The sequence below is a fragment of the Hymenobacter lutimineralis genome, assembly GCF_008271285.1.
In the GTDB taxonomy this organism is placed as follows: domain Bacteria; phylum Bacteroidota; class Bacteroidia; order Cytophagales; family Hymenobacteraceae; genus Hymenobacter; species Hymenobacter lutimineralis.
In genome coordinates this window covers 319,425-337,228 of sequence record NZ_VTHL01000001.1, presented here as the reverse complement: position 1 = coordinate 337,228, position 17,804 = coordinate 319,425, and the positions used below count along the sequence as shown (strand labels likewise).

11 protein-coding genes are annotated in these 17,804 nt (G+C 63.0%); 5 read left to right on the top strand and 6 right to left on the bottom strand.

The features are described from left to right. The first annotated feature begins 19 nt into the window (after nt 1-19). The 3 genes from FY528_RS01315 to FY528_RS01305 all read left to right on the top strand — a co-directional run bounded on the left by FY528_RS01315 (nt 20) and on the right by FY528_RS01305 (nt 5,556). Entirely contained in the window at nt 20-436 is a 417-nt protein-coding gene (locus FY528_RS01315) for a hypothetical protein (RefSeq protein WP_149069181.1), read from the top strand. Between the two features lie 428 nt (nt 437-864). After that, a complete protein-coding gene (locus FY528_RS01310; RefSeq protein WP_187631946.1) occupies nt 865-5,271 on the top strand; it encodes a DUF4394 domain-containing protein in 4,407 nt (1,468 codons plus the stop codon). 72 nt (nt 5,272-5,343) lie between these two features. Continuing rightward, entirely contained in the window at nt 5,344-5,556 is a 213-nt protein-coding gene (locus FY528_RS01305; protein WP_149069179.1) for an Fjoh_0651 family PID-CTERM protein, read from the top strand. Between the two features lie 129 nt (nt 5,557-5,685). Here FY528_RS01305 and FY528_RS01300 read toward each other — a convergent pair whose 3' ends face one another. The 6 genes from FY528_RS01300 to FY528_RS01275 all read right to left on the bottom strand — a co-directional run bounded on the left by FY528_RS01300 (nt 5,686) and on the right by FY528_RS01275 (nt 14,636). Beyond that, complete coding sequence (locus tag FY528_RS01300) at nt 5,686-7,122, bottom strand: RtcB family protein (protein WP_149069178.1); 1,437 nt, start codon at nt 7,120-7,122, stop codon at nt 5,686-5,688. A gap of 85 nt (nt 7,123-7,207) precedes the next feature. Further along, nucleotides 7,208-7,759 carry a 2OG-Fe(II) oxygenase gene (locus tag FY528_RS01295; RefSeq protein WP_149069177.1) on the bottom strand — a complete coding sequence of 184 codons (552 nt, stop codon included), beginning with the start codon at nt 7,757-7,759 and terminating at the stop codon, nt 7,208-7,210. Between the two features lie 169 nt (nt 7,760-7,928). Then, nucleotides 7,929-9,332, bottom strand: coding sequence for an RtcB family protein (locus FY528_RS01290; RefSeq protein ID WP_149069176.1), 1,404 nt, complete (start codon nt 9,330-9,332; stop codon nt 7,929-7,931). Nucleotides 9,333-10,762: 1,430 nt separating this feature from the next. Next, nucleotides 10,763-11,596 (bottom strand): TIGR02452 family protein, encoded by an 834-nt coding sequence (locus tag FY528_RS01285; RefSeq protein ID WP_149069175.1) that lies wholly within the window; start codon nt 11,594-11,596, stop codon nt 10,763-10,765. A 128-nt stretch (nt 11,597-11,724) separates the two neighbouring features. Continuing rightward, nucleotides 11,725-13,254: a TROVE domain-containing protein gene (locus FY528_RS01280; protein WP_149069174.1), complete on the bottom strand. Its 1,530-nt coding sequence runs from the start codon at nt 13,252-13,254 to the stop codon at nt 11,725-11,727. An 80-nt stretch (nt 13,255-13,334) separates the two neighbouring features. Next, nucleotides 13,335-14,636, bottom strand: a complete 1,302-nt coding sequence (locus FY528_RS01275) for a PcfJ domain-containing protein (RefSeq protein ID WP_149069173.1) — start codon at nt 14,634-14,636, stop codon at nt 13,335-13,337. Between the two features lie 971 nt (nt 14,637-15,607). Here FY528_RS01275 and FY528_RS01270 point away from each other — a divergent pair. Next, a complete protein-coding gene (locus FY528_RS01270; RefSeq protein WP_149069172.1) occupies nt 15,608-16,510 on the top strand; it encodes a histone deacetylase family protein in 903 nt (300 codons plus the stop codon). Nucleotides 16,511-16,724: 214 nt separating this feature from the next. After that, the gene (locus FY528_RS01265; RefSeq protein ID WP_149069171.1) at nt 16,725-17,744 is read left to right on the top strand and encodes a J domain-containing protein; all 1,020 of its coding nucleotides are present in this window, start codon (nt 16,725-16,727) and stop codon (nt 17,742-17,744) included. Nucleotides 17,745-17,804: the final 60 nt, after the last annotated feature.

Genomic DNA, 17,804 nt, shown 5'->3' with positions numbered 1-17,804 from the left:
CACCTTTTACCTTATTTCCATGCCTACTTTCCCCATTGAGCTATTGACTACCGCGGCTGAATGTGATGCCGTACTGGACGCGGCTCAGAATGAGCTACGCGACTTGGGCGTACGCGAAACCGTGCTGACTGCCCAAGGCGACCGAACCAGCGAAAGCGCGGCCAACTCTACCGCCGATTTGGCGGCGCAAAAGGCCATCATTGACGCCCTGACCCCCGTCATCGACACGCTGCCGGCCGGTAGCCGAACCCGCCTGAGTACGGAAGCCAACCTACGCCGGGCCACCCAGCGCCGCGACAACCTCCTGGCCGGCCAGCAAGTGTACGGGGCCATAGCCGCCCTCAACCGGGCCCTGGACCTACGGCAGGTACAAGCCCAGATAACGGAGGTTAACCTATTCATCACGGAAGTCACCACCCGCAAAGCCGCCCTCTAAGCCCCGGCCCTACTCTAGGTTACCCTATTCGCCTATTGCAGGCCCCTCCCGGCTCCCCGGGCGGGGCTTTTTTTGTCCCACCCAAAAGAACGTCCTGCCGAGCGCCGCGAAGCATCTCGCTAGGGTAGTAACCTCAACGAAGCGCGCGAGATGCTTCGCTGCGCTCTGCATGACGGGCAGGTACGACGGGTGGACACGATGGGCAGGGAAGCCCAGCAACCCAGACCCACGGCGGGTCCTCCGGCAGCCTCCTGCCCCCGCCACCCCGGATTAATTATTTTTAACTCGATTTTAATCCAACTCCGAAATCCGGTAGCTCAACCAGGTGCGTAGGAATTTTCACGCTCAGGCCGTCGTGCGTTGGCTACTGCAACCCACGCATGGCGGCATCAGCGGCGTGTCGTTTCCACCTTTTATCGTTGTTGAGTATGCCAACACCCCTACTCCCGCCACGGCTGCGCCTTCCGGGAACCTCCCCCACCTTCCGCCGCCTGGCGCTGGGCGCGGGGCTGCTGCTGGCTTCGGCCGGCGTGGCCTCGGCCCAAACCATCTACGGCCTGGCCGGCCCCGACAACTCCCGCCTGGTGAGCTTCGCGGCCGCCACGCCCGCCTCGCTTACCTCCACGGCCATTGCGGGCGTGGCCAGCGGCCAGCAGCTGGTGGGCCTCGACTTCCGGCCCGCCACCGGGGAGCTGTACGCCCTGGGCTACGACGCGGCCACGGCCGGCCTCAACGCCCAGCTCTACGTGCTTAGCCGCAGCACCGGAACCGCTACGGCCGTGGGCAGCGCCAGCCGCCTGGAGCTGGGCGGCAGCACCGAGCGCATCGGCTTCGACTTCAACCCCACCGTGGACCGCATCCGGATAGTGAGCACCAACGACGCCAACTACCGCCTGCACCCCACCACCGGCGCCATTGTGGATGGCAACGCCGCCCTGGCGGGCGTGCAGCCCGATGGCACCCTGGCCTATGCCCCCGCCGATGCCAACGCGGGCCAGAACCCCGGGGTAGGCACGGCGGCCTACACCAACTCTTTTATCGGCAGCACGGCTACTACCCTGTATGTGCTCGACGAGCTGGCCGGCCGCCTGCTTATCCAAAGCCCGCCCAATGCCGGCATCCTCAACACGGTGGGCACCCTGCCCACCCCCGCCAGTGCCTCGGCGGTGGATGCCGACGTGTACTTTGACCACGGTACCCGCACCAACGTGGCGTATCTGCTGGCCACGGCCAACCCCGGCCTCGGTCCGGACCGCTCTACCCTCTACCAGCTGAACCTGGACAACGGCGCGGTATCGGCTCCGGCCCTCGTGGGCGGCGCCAGCGACCAGCTCACCGACATTGCCGTGCTGATTGACCGCACCACGCCGGCCCCCAGCGGGCAGCTGCTGTACGCCGTAAGCACCACCAACAACCTACTGTCCTTTTATTCCGGTACGCCGGAGTTTATCAACACGGCCACGCCCATCACGGGTATTGCAGCCGGTCAGACGCTGGTAGGCACTGACTTCCGCCCCAACACCGGGCAGCTGTTCGGACTGGGCTACGACGCCGCTTCGGCGGGCCCCAACGCCCAGGTGTACAACATCGACCGCGCCACGGGCGTGGCTACGGCGGTGGGCACCGCCATCCGGCTGGAGCTGGGCAGCTCGGCGGCCGAAGTAAACGGCATTGGGTTTGACTTCAACCCCACCGTGGACCGCATCCGGGTGACGGGCCTGAACGCGACCAACTACCGACTGAACCCCAACAATGGCGCCCTGGTCATTGCCGACGGGAGCCTGAACTTCGGAGACGGTACCCCGGGGACGCCCACCATCGGCGCGGTGGCCTACACCAACTCCTACCCCGGCTCCACCAGCACCGAGCTCTACGACATCGACGGGGTCCGCAACCAGCTTTTCCTGCAAAGCAACCCCAACGCGGGCACGCTAACGGCCGTGAATACTAATGCGCTGTTTGCCGGGGCTAGCAGCACCAACATCGACCTGGACGTGTACTTCGACGCGGCGGCCCAGGTAAACCGGGCCTATGCCGTGTCGGATGGAGGCAGCGGCAGCCCGGCTGCGTTCAGCACCCTGTACGCGGTGAACCTGCCGGGGGCTACCACCAGCAGCCTGGGCGTGATTGGCGGGGGCATTGCCGTGCGCGACGTAGCGGCCTTCCTGAACGGGGCCGATGCCTCGGCGGCCCTCACCGGCCGCCTGCTCTACGGCGTAGCCGGCGGCAACCTTGTCTCGTTTGACTCGGGCAACCCCGGGGTCATTCGCACGGCCGTGAACATCACGGGGCTGGGCGCCGGCCAGGCCCTGGCCGGGGTGGATTTCCGTCCCGCTACCGGGGTGCTCTACGCCCTGGGCTATAATGCCACCACCCAGCAGGGCCAGCTCTACACCCTCAACACCACCACTGGCGCCCTCACGGCCGTGGGCGGCGTAAACGCCCTGGCCCTGGGCAGCAGCGGAGCCGGCATCGGCTTCGACTTCAACCCCGTGCCGGACCGGATTCGGGTAACCGGCGCCGGGGGCGCTAACTTCCGCCTGAACCCGGCCCTGGGTACCGACGCCGTGACCACGGATGGCACCACCGGCCGCAGCCTGAACGCGGCCGCCTACACCAACAACGACAACAACACGGCTACCGGCACCAAGCTCTACGCCTACGAGCCCGGCACCAACCAGCTCATCGACGTTACTTCTCCCAACGATGGGACTAATACGGTGCTGGGGGCATCCGGCATTACGGTGAGCGGGGGCGTTGACTTCGACATTTTCGCGGATCTGACCTCCCCGGCTACGCCCGTGAATACGGCTTACCTGGTGGCCACGCCCGCCAGCGCCACAACGGACAACCTGTACACCGTGAATCTGGCCAGCGGGGCCGCCTCTCTGGTGGGCCGCATCGGGGCGGGCTCCAACCTCACGGGCCTGGCCGCCTTTCTGGAAGCGGCTCCGGTGCTGTCTGGCGACCTGACCTGGACCGGGGCCCTCAGCTCTGACTGGGGCGTAGCCGGCAACTGGAGCCCGGCGCAGGTGCCCACGGCCACCAGCAACGTCGTCATTCCCAACGTGGCGAATGACCCCGTAGTAAGCAATGCCCAACAGGCGGCTAACGTGACCCTGGGCAGCGGGGCTTCCCTCTTCACGGCCAACGGCGGCGTACTGACGGTGAATGGCTCCTTCACCAACAACGGCGGCAGCACCGATGGGGCCGGCACCGGCGAAGTGCGCTTCAGCGGGGCCGCGGCCCAAACCATCAGCGGCTCCCTCACCAAGTTCCAGAACCTGACGGCGGGGCCGGCCGGAGTGCTGGCGGGCGGACCGGTGCAGGTGCAGCGCGTGCTGCAGCTCAACGGCAACCTGACTTCCAACGGCAACCTCACCCTGCTCTCCAACGACGCGGGCACGGCCCACGTGGTGAACAGCGGCGGCGCGGTGAGCGGCGCGGCCACCGTGCAGCGCACTATCACGTCGAGCAACAACGGCCTGGGCTACCGCCACTACGCCTCGCCGGTAACCGGCACCACGGTGGCCGATCTGGCGACCAGTGGTTTCGTGCCCGTGGTAAACCCCGGCTACAATTCCTCGCTCACGCCCGGCAGCGTGCAGCCCTACCCCACGGTGTTTGCCTACGACGAAAGCCGCCTCGCCAGCAGCCCGGCTACGGCGCTGGCCCCGTTCAGCAAGGGCTGGCTTTCGCCGGCCAGTCTGGGCAGCACCCTGGAGCCCGGCCGCGGCTACAGCGTAAACCTGCCCGGTACGGCCCAGGTAGACTTCGTGGGTACGCTCAACAACGGCACCCTTGCCCAAACCGGCCTCACCCGCTCCACCACCGACGTGGGCAGCTCCGGCTGGCACCTGCTCGGCAACCCCTACCCTTCCCCCATCGACTGGTCGGCTTTGTACCAGAGTGGGGCGGCGGGCCTGGATGGGGCCGTGTACATTTTTGCCTCCTCGGGTCAGTACAGCGGCACGTATAGCTCCTTCGTGAATGGGGTGCCCTTCGGGGGGCAGAACATTGCCGTGGGCCAGGGCTTCTTTGTGCGGGTGACTACCCCCGGCACTACCGGCTCCCTCACCTTCAGCAACGATGCCCGTCTGACTTCATACGCCAGCCCCGCCTTCCAGCGCGGCACCGCCGAGCAGCGCCCCCTGGTGCAGCTGGAGCTGCTGGGCCAGAACCAGGCCGATGCCGCCTACGCCTACTGGGAGCAAGGCGCTACTGCCGGCTTCGACGCCAAGTTTGACGCCGTGAAGTTCCCCGTACGCTCGGGCCTGTCCCTGGCTTTGCTGGCTGGCACCGAGGAAATGAGCATCAGCGGCCTGCCTTCCCTGGATGCGGCCACGACCACGGAGCTGGCCCTGACGGTACGCGTGCCCCGGGCGGGCACCTACACCCTGCACGCCGCTCAGCTGCTGAACCTGCCGGCCGGCGTGAAGGCCTACCTGCGCGACGCGCAGACCGGCCAGCTCACCGACCTGAGTGCCCAGCCCCGCTACGCGTTCAGCACCACCGCCGACGGCCTCCAGGCCCCGCGCTTTACGCTGGTGCTCAGCGCCGGCAGCGTGCTGGCTACGGCCCCGGCTGCCCTGCGCGAGCAGGTAGCCCTCTACCCCAACCCCGCCCGCGACGCCGTGAGCGTGCTACTGCCCGCCAGCCTGCGGCAACAGTCGGTAGAAACGGTAGTGGTGAACTCCCTGGGCCAAGTGGTGCGGCACCAGACCCTGACCGGCAATCAGCGCAGCCTGAGCCTGCAAGGCCTCACCCCCGGCGTGTACACCGTGCAGCTGCGCACTGCCCAGGGCCTGATTGCCAAGCGTCTGGTGGTGCAATAGCATGTCGAAAGGGCCAGGGCAGTGGTTCTGGCCCTTTCGTTTTCCTTTTTCTAGCTAAAACTTCTGTTGTTGATGACACGCTTTTCTCACTTGTTTCGCGCTGGTAGCCTAACGGCGGCGCTGCTCTGTATCACGAGTCTGGCCTTTGCCCAGGGTGAGCCCCCGGAAGGCGGTCCGGAACCCGACGCGCCGACCGCCGTGCCCATTGACGGGGGTGCTTCGCTGCTGCTGGCCGCCGGCGTAGGCCTGGGCCTCCGCCAGCTGCGACGTCGGCAGAAAGCCTGAGCAACCTGCTCGTATACCGCTTTTAAAAGAACGAGGCCCGGATGCATGCATCCGGGTCTCGTTCTTTTTCATCCGATAACGGGGAACTGATTCGCCCTGATCTTATCCGGGGTTAAACTCCTTCATTGCCTACTCGCCCCCGTACTTGCTTTTGCCCGCACCGCCGGCGTCCATGCGCACGATTTTAGGCTGGAAAGAGCCGAGCACGTCTACCAAGTCGCGCTGGTGCGCCATCACCTGGTGAATGTCTTTGTAGGCCATGGGGGCTTCATCGAGGCCCCCGCCGATCAGCTCCACGCCCTGGTCGCGCAACAGGCGGCGCAGCTCGCCTTCGCTTACCTGCAGTTTGGCCTGGGTGCGGGAAAGGCGCCGCCCCGCCCCGTGCGAAGCCGACTGAATGGAGTCCCGCTCCCCACGGCCGCGCACAATAAAGCCGGGCGCCGTCATGGAGCCTGGAATCACGCCCAGCACACCCTCTCCGGCCGGGGTAGCCCCCTTGCGGTGAACTATGGCCTCGCGCCCATCAGGCAATTGCTCTTTCCAGGCGAAGTTGTGGTGGTTTTCCACTTTGGCCAATACTTCCTGCCCCAGGGCCTTGCTCAAGCGGCGGTGGATGTCGTGGTGGCAGGCGGAGGCATAGTCCCCAGCCAGATTCATAGCGGCCCAGTACTCCTGCCCTTCCTGGGTGTCGAGGCCCAGCCAGGCCAGGTAGCGGGCCTCGGGCGGCAGCGGGCACTTATTCATGGCCACTTTGGTGTAGTGCTGGGCAATGGCTGCCCCCAGGCCCCGGGAGCCGGAGTGCGAAAGCAGCCCGAGGTACTGACCTATGGGCAAATTCAGGTCGTTGTCTTCGGCCGTAATGTCCACCACGCCCCACTCCACGAAGTGGTTGCCGGAGCCCGAGGACCCCAGCTGGTTAATGGCCGCTTCGCGCTTGCCCCGCACCACCCCGATTTCCCGGAACTCGGGCCGCTCCAGCACGGGGTCGTCGGCGGGGTTCTTGAACACTTCCTTACCTCCGAAGCGGGTGTGGTTGTGGAGCAGCTTTTTCAGCTCGTCGCGGCGCTGCTCCAGGTAGCGGGCCGGCACCTCGAACACCGATAAAGCCATGCGGCAGCCGATATCCATGCCTACCCCGTAGGGAATGACGGCGTTATCCACGGCCAGCACGCCCCCAATGGGCAAGCCATAGCCCTGGTGGGCATCGGGCATCAGGGCTCCGTCGATGGTGACGGGCAGCTGCATGGCAGTGTCCATCTGCTTGCGGGCCCCGTCTTCGATGAAGGCGTCGCCGTAGCGGCGGTAGTCCTTGATGCTGGGGTTGAGCTGCACGTCGCGGCTGGGCTGGGGCACCAGCTCCTGGGCCAGGGGCCGCCAGGTTTGGTCGCGCACGTACTTGAAAGGGTCGGCCTTGATTTCGCGCAGCAGGGCCAGGGCGCTGCCTTTATCGAGCCGGCGCAGCTCGCGCTGGTCGAGAATATCCAGCGCCAGACTGATCTGTTTATCATCGGTGAAGCCCAGTTGGCGCAGGTCTTTGCCGTGGAGCTTGTTGGTTGCTTTAGCCATAACGAGGAGCAAAGGGTGGAACTCCTCTAGCGCAAAGCCGCCGCTGCGGGTTGCAGCGGCGGCTTTTACAAGGCTATTTAAAGGTTTACCCGGCCGGTAGACGGTACATTACATCGGTGCGGAGCACGTACTTCACGCCCTGCGTTACGGTATGCCCCAAGTGGTAGAGGCCGTGCTCAAACAGCAGCAGACGCCCTTGTTTCGGCCAGACGCGCAGGTTGCGGAAGGCCGTGTCGCCGCCCTGGAAGTTGTCGTTCAGATACACCATAAAGGTGAACAGGCTGGCCTCGGTGGGGCTGCGCACGTAGCTCGCGTCGTAATGCCCGCGGAACTGCTGGCCTTGCTGGTAGCGGTAGAAGCGGAATAGCTCGTTAAGCCCCAATGCCTGACTGTTTCCAAACCGGGCCGGAATGAATGGCTGAGCCTTTTCCCAGAGTTTCTGAGCCAGTTCCTCGCTGGAATAAAACGCCCGACTGTTGTTGCGCACACTGGGTACTAAGCGGGCTCCGGAGGTTGTAGTCACCTTAGCCGCCTCGTAGCCCAGCTGCTCGCTTAGCGCCATGTACTCCAGGCACTCCGTCCGGCTCAGGAAGTCATCGACAGTGAAAATGGATTCGGCTAGTTGGGTGCGGGTCATTGTGAGTGATAAATAAAAAGTGAATGGTTGATTGACCTGCTTTTCGATGCCCTGGCTGTCATCCTGAGTGGAACGAAGGACCTTATCACACCAGAACAAGTCGTTCAAGCGTAATAAGGTCCTTCGCTCCGCTCAGGATGACACGGACTCCCCAGCGTCGCTCAGCTCCCTACGCGGCTCCGTCCATGCGCACGATTTTGGGCGTGAAGGTGCCGAGCACATCTACCAGGTCCTGCTGGCTTTCCATCACAGTGTAGATGTCTTTGTAGGCCTGCGGGGCTTCGTCGAGGCCGCCGCCAATGAGCTCGACGCCGTGCTGGTGCAGGTAGCGGCGCACCTCGGCTTCGCCCAGCTCGGCTTTGGCCCGGGTGCGCGACATCAGCCGGCCCGCCCCGTGGGAAGCGGAGCCGAGCGAATCGGCCACGCCCCGGCCGCGCACGATAAAACCGGGCGCGGTCATGGAGCCAGGGATGATGCCCAGCACGCCTTTGCCGGCCGGGGTAGCGCCCTTGCGGTGCACAATCACCTCCCGGCCATCAGCGAGGCGCTCCTTCCAGGCGAAGTTGTGGTGGTTTTCCACTTTCGCCAGGGGCCGCTCACCCAAGGCCCGGGCCACGCGTTGGTGAATCTGGTGGTGGCAGGCGGAGGCGTAGTCCCCGGCCAGGTTCATGGCCGCCCAGTATTCCTGCCCGGCCTCCGAGTCGAGCGTGAGCCAGGCCAAGTGCTGGGCTTCAGCCGGCAACTTGCAGACGTCCTTGGCCAGGTTGGTGTAGTGCTGAGCCACAGCTGCGCCCAGCCCCCGGGAGCCGGAGTGCGAAAGCAGCCCCAGGTACTGGCCCACCGGCACGCCCATTTCGTTGGTCGCGTCGGTGATTTCGACGATGCCAAACTCCACAAAGTGGTTGCCGGAACCCGAGGTGCCAATCTGCGCAATGGCCGACTCGTGCTTGTTGCGCAGGAAGGGAATGGCAGTAAACTCGTCGCGCTCCAGCACCTCGTGGCCCATTTTCTGGCCGTGGCGGAACACGTCCCGGTTGCCGAACTTGGTGGTCGTCAGCAGCACGTTGCGCAGCTCCTGCACCCGCTGGGTGAGGTACTGGGGCGGCAGAGCGAAGATGGACAAGGCCATCCGGCAGCCAATGTCCACGCCCACGGCGTAGGGAATCACGGCGTTGTCGGTGGCCAGCACGCCACCGATGGGCAGGCCATAGCCAAAGTGGGCATCGGACATGAGGGCGCCGGCCACCGTCACGGGCAGCTTCATGGCCGTTTCCATCTGGTGGATGGCTCCGGCCTCGATGTGCTCGGCCCCGAACGTGACGTAGGGCTTGCGCTCGGTGAGGGCAATGTGGCGGCTAGGAGCGGGCAGCAGCGCAGCTGCGGTGTGGCTCCAGTCGAGGTCGGTGAGAAAGTTGCTGGGAGTTTGCAGAATTAGGTTGAGCAGCGCCAGCTGATCGGTATGCGAGAGGCGCTTGAGGTGTTTGCGCTGCAGTTGGGCCAGCGCCAGCCCAATGGCCCGGCCTTCGGGAAATCCGAGTTGGCGAAGGTCGTTGCCGCGTAATTGATTGGCCATAATGGTCGGTGCGAACGAAGTCGCGTGAGGTTGAAAGAAAAGCGTTGACGAGCGGTACCTGGCAGAGCCAGGCAATAGCATGTCACGCATCAAAATGCTGATGCAGAGCCATAATGATGGCCATGCTTAGCAGCCGAGGCTGCCGCGCCGAGCACAGCTCAGCGTAATGGTTACTATCCCGCAAAAGCCGGAGCAACAGGCCGGCCCGCGCACATTGGGGCACACCAGAGGTATACTACCCGACAAGACAGGTCGAAGTAACGCGGGCCTACGGCATCCGGCCGGGAAGGCAGGTAGGTTCGGGCAAGGGTTACAGGTGAGCAGCTTCAGGTTTCAATTTTCAGTCGAAAGAATGCTGCCCGACGCCACCTTGCCCGCCCCACCCCTGATTGGGCTATCCACGCGCCGCCGTTATGTGCTCTAACCAGCTGAGTTACTGCTCCCGAAGAAGCAGGGAGGCCTCGAACCCCCGACCCCATTTACTAAATCGAAGTATGGCGGCGCTACGGCACCAATCAGGAAAAAGCTGCTTACCAGGGCAACAGGGCGGCGGGCGAATCAGCTCTTTAGACCACTCAGCCACATTATCTCGGTGGAGACAATGACAGGATTCGAACCTGCGAAACCCTTTTGAGATTTAACGAAGTAACGCCCGCCTACGGCACCCGGTAAACAGATGAAAAAACGTTGGGGCGACAGGGCGCCCAGCCTACATATCCTGCTCTACCAGACTGAGCTACCGCCGCCGAAGCTGCGGGCGGGATTCGAACCCGCGACCCGGGCAGTAGAAGTGCGAAGTAAGGCTGAGCTACGGCACCCAACGAGGTAATAGAAAACGGAGCAACAAACGCCCGGCCTAACGAGGCTGCCCTACCAATTCACGTATACGCAACGCCGGGTAGGCGCTACTTCGGGAGTCGAACCCGCGACAGGCCTCTATTTATGGTACGAAGGAAGGCCGCGCTACGGCATCCGTTTTTTGTGGTACTAGTCGCCGGGGTAAAAAAGGCCCCACTTCTGCTCTACCATTGAGCTACGGGCCCAGATGTTTGCTACTGGTGGGCCCGATAAGAGTCGAACTTATAACACGAAGTATGTGAAGGCCACGACACCCGGCGAAGGTATCGGCGGCAGGCGCAAGCAAGGACAGGGGAAACGGGTTGGAAGGCTTCATAGGGAATCGAACCCCGGGCGTGGCTCTTGGTCCACTGCCCTCAACCAGACGAAGAAACGCCCTCCGACGGCACCCGGCCGCCTGCTTGGCCGCGGCGAAAGGAAACAGGCAATAAATCTGACCAGCCTACCAATACTCCGTGGTATGAGCACGGCGAAGAACTCAATCTTCCATCGCAGTTGGGCGAAGCATGGCTGATCTACGGCACTGTTTCCAAAGACTTATGAGAAGGGTTTCATTTTAGTAAAAAGGTTGGTCAGGCAAAAGCTTGTTCAAAAGCATGTAAGGTTGAATAGGGCAGCTTTGGGTCGAACACCGCAAAATCGATGCGCCGGAACTGGTTGCGAACCGCTGGTTCGGCCAGGGCTTCGGCAAACAGCTCCGCTATCTGCGCGGGGTCGTTTCCGAATACGCCGCAGCCCCACGCCCCGAGCACCAGCGCTTCGCACCTGTTTCGGGCAGCCACCGCCAGCACCTGCCGGATCCGGCGCTGCATGGTAGGCACCAGCTGGTCGAGTAGCTCCGGGTTATTGCGGCGGAGTGCGCCGGCATTCACCGCCGGCGCGGTGATGATGTCAATTCGATACGGCTCGGCCAGCCATTCGCCTTCATCCGTTAGTAGCACCGGCACGCCGGGTGAGAAAATGAGGTAGTCACTGTACAGGCCGTTGAGGTGGGCATTGTGCTGGTACATTTCACTGAATTGCGCAATGCACGGATACAGCCCCGTGGAGCGGGCCAAGCTTTCTTCCTGGGCCTGACTGCCGCCCAAAAAGCCCCCACCCGGATTCCGGGCCGATGCAAAGTTCAGACAGGCAACCCGCTGGTACTGGCTGACAAGATCAGACGCCGCCGCGAGCGTGGTGGCATTGTATACCCGCACTTCTGCCGGCTTGGCAGCAGAAGTGCCGGAGCCTTTCGGCGCCAATAAAGCCGCGGCATCCTCTGGCCGATACAAGCGGCTTTCTGCTTCAGCAGTGCGTTGCCAGCTGCCAATGTCGACTTGGGTGCCAGTGGCCGTTTTGTAGCTTCCCTGCTTTAGGGCTTGGAGCGTTTGGCGGGCTATTTCCTGTCGTTGTTCGCGGTTCATGATGAAAGTAAAAAGTCGTTTTTGTGGGCGGCGGCCCGGATTGACCGCCGCCCGGCCGCGTAGTGTTAGCAGTTCATAACCAATTGGGGCTAAGGATAAATACACAAGCAATTCGGTTGAATAAAGAACTACAGCTCAATTCGCTGGATTTCGGTGAGGGCCGTGCCGCCGTTTTCCAGGGCCTGGAGCACGTCGAACACTTTATCGGACCAGCCGGCAATGAGCGCCACCCCGTCGGCTTCGTGTACCTGCACCGGGGCTGTGCCGTGGCCGGCTAGGTCGAAGAGGTACAGGCGGGCCTGGGGCGCCACCGTGCGGCGGTACTGCCGCCACACCGCCGCCAGGGAGGCATCGTTGCCGGTGCTGTCCCAGAGCTGGCAGTCGGTGAAGATCATCACCTTATCCACCCGCTCGTTGTGGCGGATCAGGTCCTGCACGACCAGGTGGCCGTTGGTGCTGTAGCCTACCTCGCCTTCGCGGCGGTAGAGCTCCTGCACGTTGCGCAGCACCTGGCCCTGGGGCAAGGCCACCCGCTTCCACCGGTCGCCGAACATGCCGGTTACCACGTGGGCGCAGCGGCTTTGCAGCAGCATGCCCAGCACCAGGCCCACATCGTAGAGCAGCACTTTGCTGCGCTGCGACACCGGCTGCTGCATGGAGCCCGACACGTCGCAGGCTACCACCACCCGTGTTTCGGGGCCGAAGCCGCGCAGGTTGGCAATGGAGTGGCCAATGGCCGTTTCCAGCGCCGCCAGCAAGACCCCTACGTGCCCCGACTTCACGGTCAGCAACTCGCGGTAGGCGGCCAGGTAGCGGAACGGCAGCTGCTTGCTACGCGCCACCGCCGTGGCATCGGTGAGGGCAGTCACTACCTGCGCCATAGCCCCGGCCGAAACTTCGGCTTCAAGGATGTTGCGCAGGTTGCGCAGCAAGGCCATGTAGCCCAGCTTGCCGCTCCCAATCAGCTCTTCCCACTTCTGGCGGAAGGCCGCTGGCCGTTCCGCCGCCGTGGCGTAGCTTGCCTGCCCCAGGGCCGAAAGCTCGGTTTCCCAGGTATAGGGCGTGGGCAGCTCCCCGCGCACCAGCTGGTCAAACAGGTGTTGCTGCTCGGGGCTTTTGGCGGCAGGGTGCACCAGAAACAGGGCGTCGCGGAGGCGCACCTGCCCGGCCCGGTCGTACTTGGCCAGCTGGTAGCCGTCGAAGCGGTTGAACGCCAGCGCCAGGCCTTTCTGCAGCTGCTTCGACAGACGGTTGAGCTGCTTGGTACCCTGGCGCTGGTTGGCCAGGGCGTAGAAAGCCAGCAGCTCCGTGATTTCGTCGGCGCGCTGCACGATGCGGGCTACCAGGCGGCTCACCAAGTTGTCGCCCCGATGAATTTGAGCCAGCTCCACGGCTAGTACCAGGGGCACGGTGCGCAGGTAGAGCTTTTCACGAGCGTACACGGCCAGCTGCGCCACAAAACGCGGGTCGTTGCGGGCCACCAGCTCGCGAAGGCGCTGCAGGCGGGTATCGGCTTTTTCGTAGTACTGGTCGCTGAGGGCAGCCGTGGCAACGGCGGCGTACAGCTCCAGGGCTGGCGTGAGTTGGTAAGCCACGGCCCCCTCGTGGTTCACCACGGCGGCCGGCTGAGTTTTGCGGAAGCTAAAGTTGAAACGCATGAGGGAAGTGGGTTTTGGTTATTCGTTGTTCGTTTATTAAGTATTTGCTGGCCGCTTATGGCAAGACCAGCAGCTGACCTTTAGTACAGGTGCTTTGGCACCAGCAGGCGGTTTTCATTGGCCCAGCGCTGCACCCAGCTCAACTCCTCATCATTCATGCGCCGGTTGAACACGCCCCGGGCTTGCACGATGGTGCGGTTGGCCAGCACCTCGAGGGTAAGGGCCCGCACGCCTCCAACGGTGAGCGAGAAGATGCCGCAGCGGCCCCGCACGCAGGCTTGCACATAGGTGGAAACGCAGTGCCGCTGAGCCCAGCCCTCCCGGAGCAAGTCGCGGTAAGTGCGCAGTTGGGTAATCTGCACTTTGCCCGGCCCGCCCCCGTTGAAATCGGCTACCGCTAGGGGTTCCCAAGTAGTAGCTGCTGTAATGTCGACACCCTCTTCGGGTATTGGCGGAAGGCGGGCTACCTGACGGTGCCACTGTTCCGTTTGGTGCAGCACACTCGCCATGGAGCGCCCCTTGAGCGTGAAGCCGGGTTGTGGCGGCTCCAGTGGCAGGCCTACGCTCCGCTTCTGGTGAATCCAGTCGCAAACCGGGCCGAAACGCCACCTATCAACTGCGGGAGCAGCCCGAAAAAAGTCGACTACGGTTAGCCAGAAGCTGTCGTCGCGCCCGATTTCCCGGCCCAGCCGCGAGTCCAGCACCGGTCCCAGCCAGCTTAGCGCGTTGCGGTCGGCAAGCTGGGCGTAGCGTAGGGCTTCCAGAAACGTGCAGTTTGCCGGGGCTTGCCGCAGGTGATGCTCCAGCTTGCGCGTCAGCGTCAGCGGGAGTCCCTGAAACTTGCGCAACGCCAGGCCTTGTCCAAGGTGGAGCGTAAGCCGCGGAATGTCGATACCCTCGTACAGCCGGCCCGCCATCCAGGAGTTCAGCACCCAGGCTGGCACGTCGCCATACTGGTCGAACAGGTGGCGAACGAGGCTTTCCAGCTGCCGGAACGGGTTTCGGCTGCGGGGTTTCCAGTCGGCCAGCTCACGTCGGCGCTGGGGATAGTGCTTGCCGATGGCAGCCAGGGCCTGACAAAGCTCGGGGCGCCACAGCAACTCGCTGCGTTGATCGGCCAGGGCCAGTAGCACTTTTCGCTGCCGCTGGCTTACTTCCTCCGGCTGATTGAGGATGCAGGCTTCGTAGAACGGAAGCAACACACAGTCGGTGCCGAGTTGGGCCTGTACGGCCGTCAAAGGGCCGCCCTGGTTAAATAAGTATTCTACCTGCTGGCGGAGCGGCCATTTGCGCCAGTAGAGGCGCCGGGCTGCCGCCAGCACAATTACTGCTTGCTCGGCTTGCCAGGCTTCGTGGGATAATGGTTTGTGACGGTTAGCCATCGGTCGGGGTTGCCCTCGCGGGGTCGTTTACCGATTGAAAAATCAGAAGAGGTTGGCGCCGGGGGCGCGCTGGGATAAAGCAGAATCCGGAAACCTTCGTACATGACAAATCGAAAAAAAGGACGTAAAAAATCAGCCAGCTATTCGCGCACAAATACTGCTATTTTGGAAGTTATTTTATTTTAAAACCGTGGACAATATTCTTCCTTATTACCTCAATAAAGGCAATAAAACAGGAAATAAAACCCGGAATTTAATTCGATTTTAGCTAGCCGATTTTACTCTACTTCTCTTTTCGTCGCCGCGTTTTCGGCGTCGGTTAAGTAGACACGTAGCCCGTATGCAGCCCACGTGGCACCGGGTACTGAACACCCGATTGCGGGCGACAATGGAGCGGAGCTGGTTGGGCGTAAGCATGGGAGAAAGGAGAATGGGTAACAGATAGTTGAAAAACAAAACGCCCGAATCTGGCAGGATTCGGGCGTTTTGCGGAGGATGATTCTATGGATAGAACTTCACCTTGCTGCTAGCGCGCCGAACCCCGGCTGGATCTTGCTATCCAGCATTGATGGGGTACCTGCTAATTTATTGTAGTGCCGGCGCATGACGAGGGAAGTGGTAGAAGTCGGTGACGTTTGGGTCTTTGAACGGGTCAAAGGTAGAAAGGTTATTTTGTTCTTACCAAATTTTTTAAAAAATATTTTCAATTATTTTTACTCGCCTTGAAAATGATCATATTTTAAGTAAATAATTATTCAACTTTGTTCGCTACTTCAGATCAATTATTGATTACCAACAGCGTCATTTGAGCATTATATAAATAGCGCATACAGCGTGTAGAGAAGTGTATTCGCGTCCCATATTGAACAGCACGCGGCGCGGACGGCAGGACGCAAGTATGCGTCTCTACACAACTGGGAATCCGCAGCGGCGAAGCTAACCGGGCCAGCCACCGCACGTAAGGAAGGGCCATGCCCTGCCTTGCTTCCTCCGAAAACTACTCCATTACGCTGCCTGTCGGCCACCGCTTCCCCATTGCCAAGTACGCCCTGATTCGGGAGCAGCTGCTGTGGCAGGGCGTTGCGCAGCCCGCCGACATTTACGACCCGGCCCTGGCTTCCGAGGAAGACATTCTGCGCGTGCACTCGGCCGAGTACTGGCATAAGGTAAAGGAGCTGCACCTCTCCCCCGCCGAGGTGCGCCGGCTGGGGTTGCCCCAGAGCCCCGAGCTGGTGCGCCGCTCCCTAAGCAGCGTGGCCGGCACGGTAGAGTCGGCGCGGCGGGCCCTGCAGGATGGCATTGGCCTGAGCCTGGCCGGCGGCACCCACCACGCGTTCCGGGACCGGGGCGAAGGATTTTGCGTGCTCAACGACATTGCCGTGGCCGCCGCTCACCTGCTTCATCACCAGCTGGCCCGGCAAATCCTGGTGGTGGACCTGGACGTGCATCAGGGCGACGGCACGGCCAGCATCTTCCGGCACGAGCCGCGCGTGTTCACCTTTTCCATGCACGCGGGGGCCAACTACCCCCTGCGCAAAGAGCAGTCGGACCTGGACGTGGCCCTGGAGCTGGGCACCGACGATGCCACTTACCTGCGTATTCTGCGCGAGACCCTGCCGCGCCTGCTGGCTGACGTGCAGCCCGATTTTATCTTCTTTCAGGCCGGGGTAGATGTGTTGGCTACCGACAAGCTGGGCAAGCTGGCCCTCACCCAGGCTGGCTGTCGCCAGCGCGACGAATACGTGCTGGGTTTATGCCGTCAGCACGAGCTGCCCGTGGCCGTGAGCATGGGCGGCGGCTACTCCGAGCTGCTGCGCGACATTGTGGACGCGCACTGCAACACGTTCCGGGTGGCCTATGAGCTGTATGGGTGAGGGGAATGTGGGGAATGTGCTAATGTGAAGAAGGTGCTGAGGTGCTAATGCCTTTCGGCGAGCAGGTGGCGCATCAGGCCAGGGACGACGCCATCCGTCCCGGGCAACGTGCCCGGCCCTGCAAAGCGAAAAGCCCCCTGACGTCAGAGGGGCACCTCCGCACATTCCCCACATTCTCCACCTCAGCACATTCTCCTCCCCTACCTTTGCCGACATGAACCTGCACAACCCGCTCACCGACCTGCCTGCCGCCAATCAGCTGCCTACGCCCGCGCCCGCCGAAGCACCCGGTACTCCGGCTCAGCAAGCGTTTCGGGAGGCGGTGGCGCAGGTTGAAGGTTTGCGCCAGCGGCTGCGGGACCTGCAGCAGGAGCAGGCCGAGGCACGCCGGCGCTACTGGCAGCAGGTAGGGCCCGCCGCCCAAGAAGTGGTGCGCGCCCGTCAGGCGCTGTTCGCGCCGCTGGAAGAAGCCTTGCTGCTGGGCTACTTCAGCCGCCTGGAGGAGCAGCAGATTACGGCCCTGTTGGTGGGCAATGCCCGCGCCCTGCAAAACCGGTTCGGGGAAGATGCCGCCGAAATCCTGCGCAAGTACGCCCCGCGCCGCCGCGCCGACGAGGACGACAACGCCCCGGACGAAGACGCAACCGCGCCCGCGCTCGAACCGTTCGACCCCACCCTGCCCCCGCACGAGCAGGCCGCAGCCGCGGCCCGTGCCCGGCGCAAAACCAAGCAGCAGAAAGCCGAGGAAGCCGCCGCCGCGCAAACCCGTACTCAGGAGCAGCTGCTCTTGTCGAACACTAAAACCCTCTACCGCCAACTGGCCCGCACCCACCACCCCGATCTAACTCAGGACGAAGCCATTCGGGAGCAGCGCACTCAGCTCATGCAGCGCATCACGGAGGCCTACGAAACCAACGACCTCTACACCCTGCTCCAGCTCCTGTCCGAGTCGGCCCCCGCGGCGGCCACCGACGAAACGCTGCTGCTGCGCTACACCCAGGCCCTGCACCAGCAGCAGCTAGAGTCGAAAACCCAGCTGAACGAGCTGAAATTCGGCGACAACGGCTTTAGCGGCACTACCGGCAAAAAGCGCGAGCAGGAAATCCGCCAGCTCAAGCGCCACCTCCGGGCCGAGGCCGAGTATCTCCACCACGTCCACCGCCTGATTCAGGACCCCAACGGCCTGCGCGAAGTACTCCGCGAGCTAGCCGCCGAGGGCCACGACACAGTATGATAGAGGAAAATGAATGGTTAAGGACGACCCAGGCTGTCATGCTTCATCTGGCGTCCGTGA

What these genes read in the sequence shown, in the direction of transcription:
- FY528_RS01315 (WP_149069181.1), top strand. Translation starts at nt 20, where the DNA reads ATGCCTACTTTCCCCATTGAGCTATTGACTACCGCGGCTGAATGTGAT.
- FY528_RS01310 (WP_187631946.1), top strand. Translation starts at nt 865, where the DNA reads ATGCCAACACCCCTACTCCCGCCACGGCTGCGCCTTCCGGGAACCTCC.
- FY528_RS01305 (WP_149069179.1), top strand. Translation starts at nt 5,344, where the DNA reads ATGACACGCTTTTCTCACTTGTTTCGCGCTGGTAGCCTAACGGCGGCG.
- FY528_RS01300 (WP_149069178.1), bottom strand. Translation starts at nt 7,122, where the DNA reads ATGGCTAAAGCAACCAACAAGCTCCACGGCAAAGACCTGCGCCAACTG.
- FY528_RS01295 (WP_149069177.1), bottom strand. Translation starts at nt 7,759, where the DNA reads ATGACCCGCACCCAACTAGCCGAATCCATTTTCACTGTCGATGACTTC.
- FY528_RS01290 (WP_149069176.1), bottom strand. Translation starts at nt 9,332, where the DNA reads ATGGCCAATCAATTACGCGGCAACGACCTTCGCCAACTCGGATTTCCC.
- FY528_RS01285 (WP_149069175.1), bottom strand. Translation starts at nt 11,596, where the DNA reads ATGAACCGCGAACAACGACAGGAAATAGCCCGCCAAACGCTCCAAGCC.
- FY528_RS01280 (WP_149069174.1), bottom strand. Translation starts at nt 13,254, where the DNA reads ATGCGTTTCAACTTTAGCTTCCGCAAAACTCAGCCGGCCGCCGTGGTG.
- FY528_RS01275 (WP_149069173.1), bottom strand. Translation starts at nt 14,636, where the DNA reads ATGGCTAACCGTCACAAACCATTATCCCACGAAGCCTGGCAAGCCGAG.
- FY528_RS01270 (WP_149069172.1), top strand. Translation starts at nt 15,608, where the DNA reads ATGCCCTGCCTTGCTTCCTCCGAAAACTACTCCATTACGCTGCCTGTC.
- FY528_RS01265 (WP_149069171.1), top strand. Translation starts at nt 16,725, where the DNA reads ATGAACCTGCACAACCCGCTCACCGACCTGCCTGCCGCCAATCAGCTG.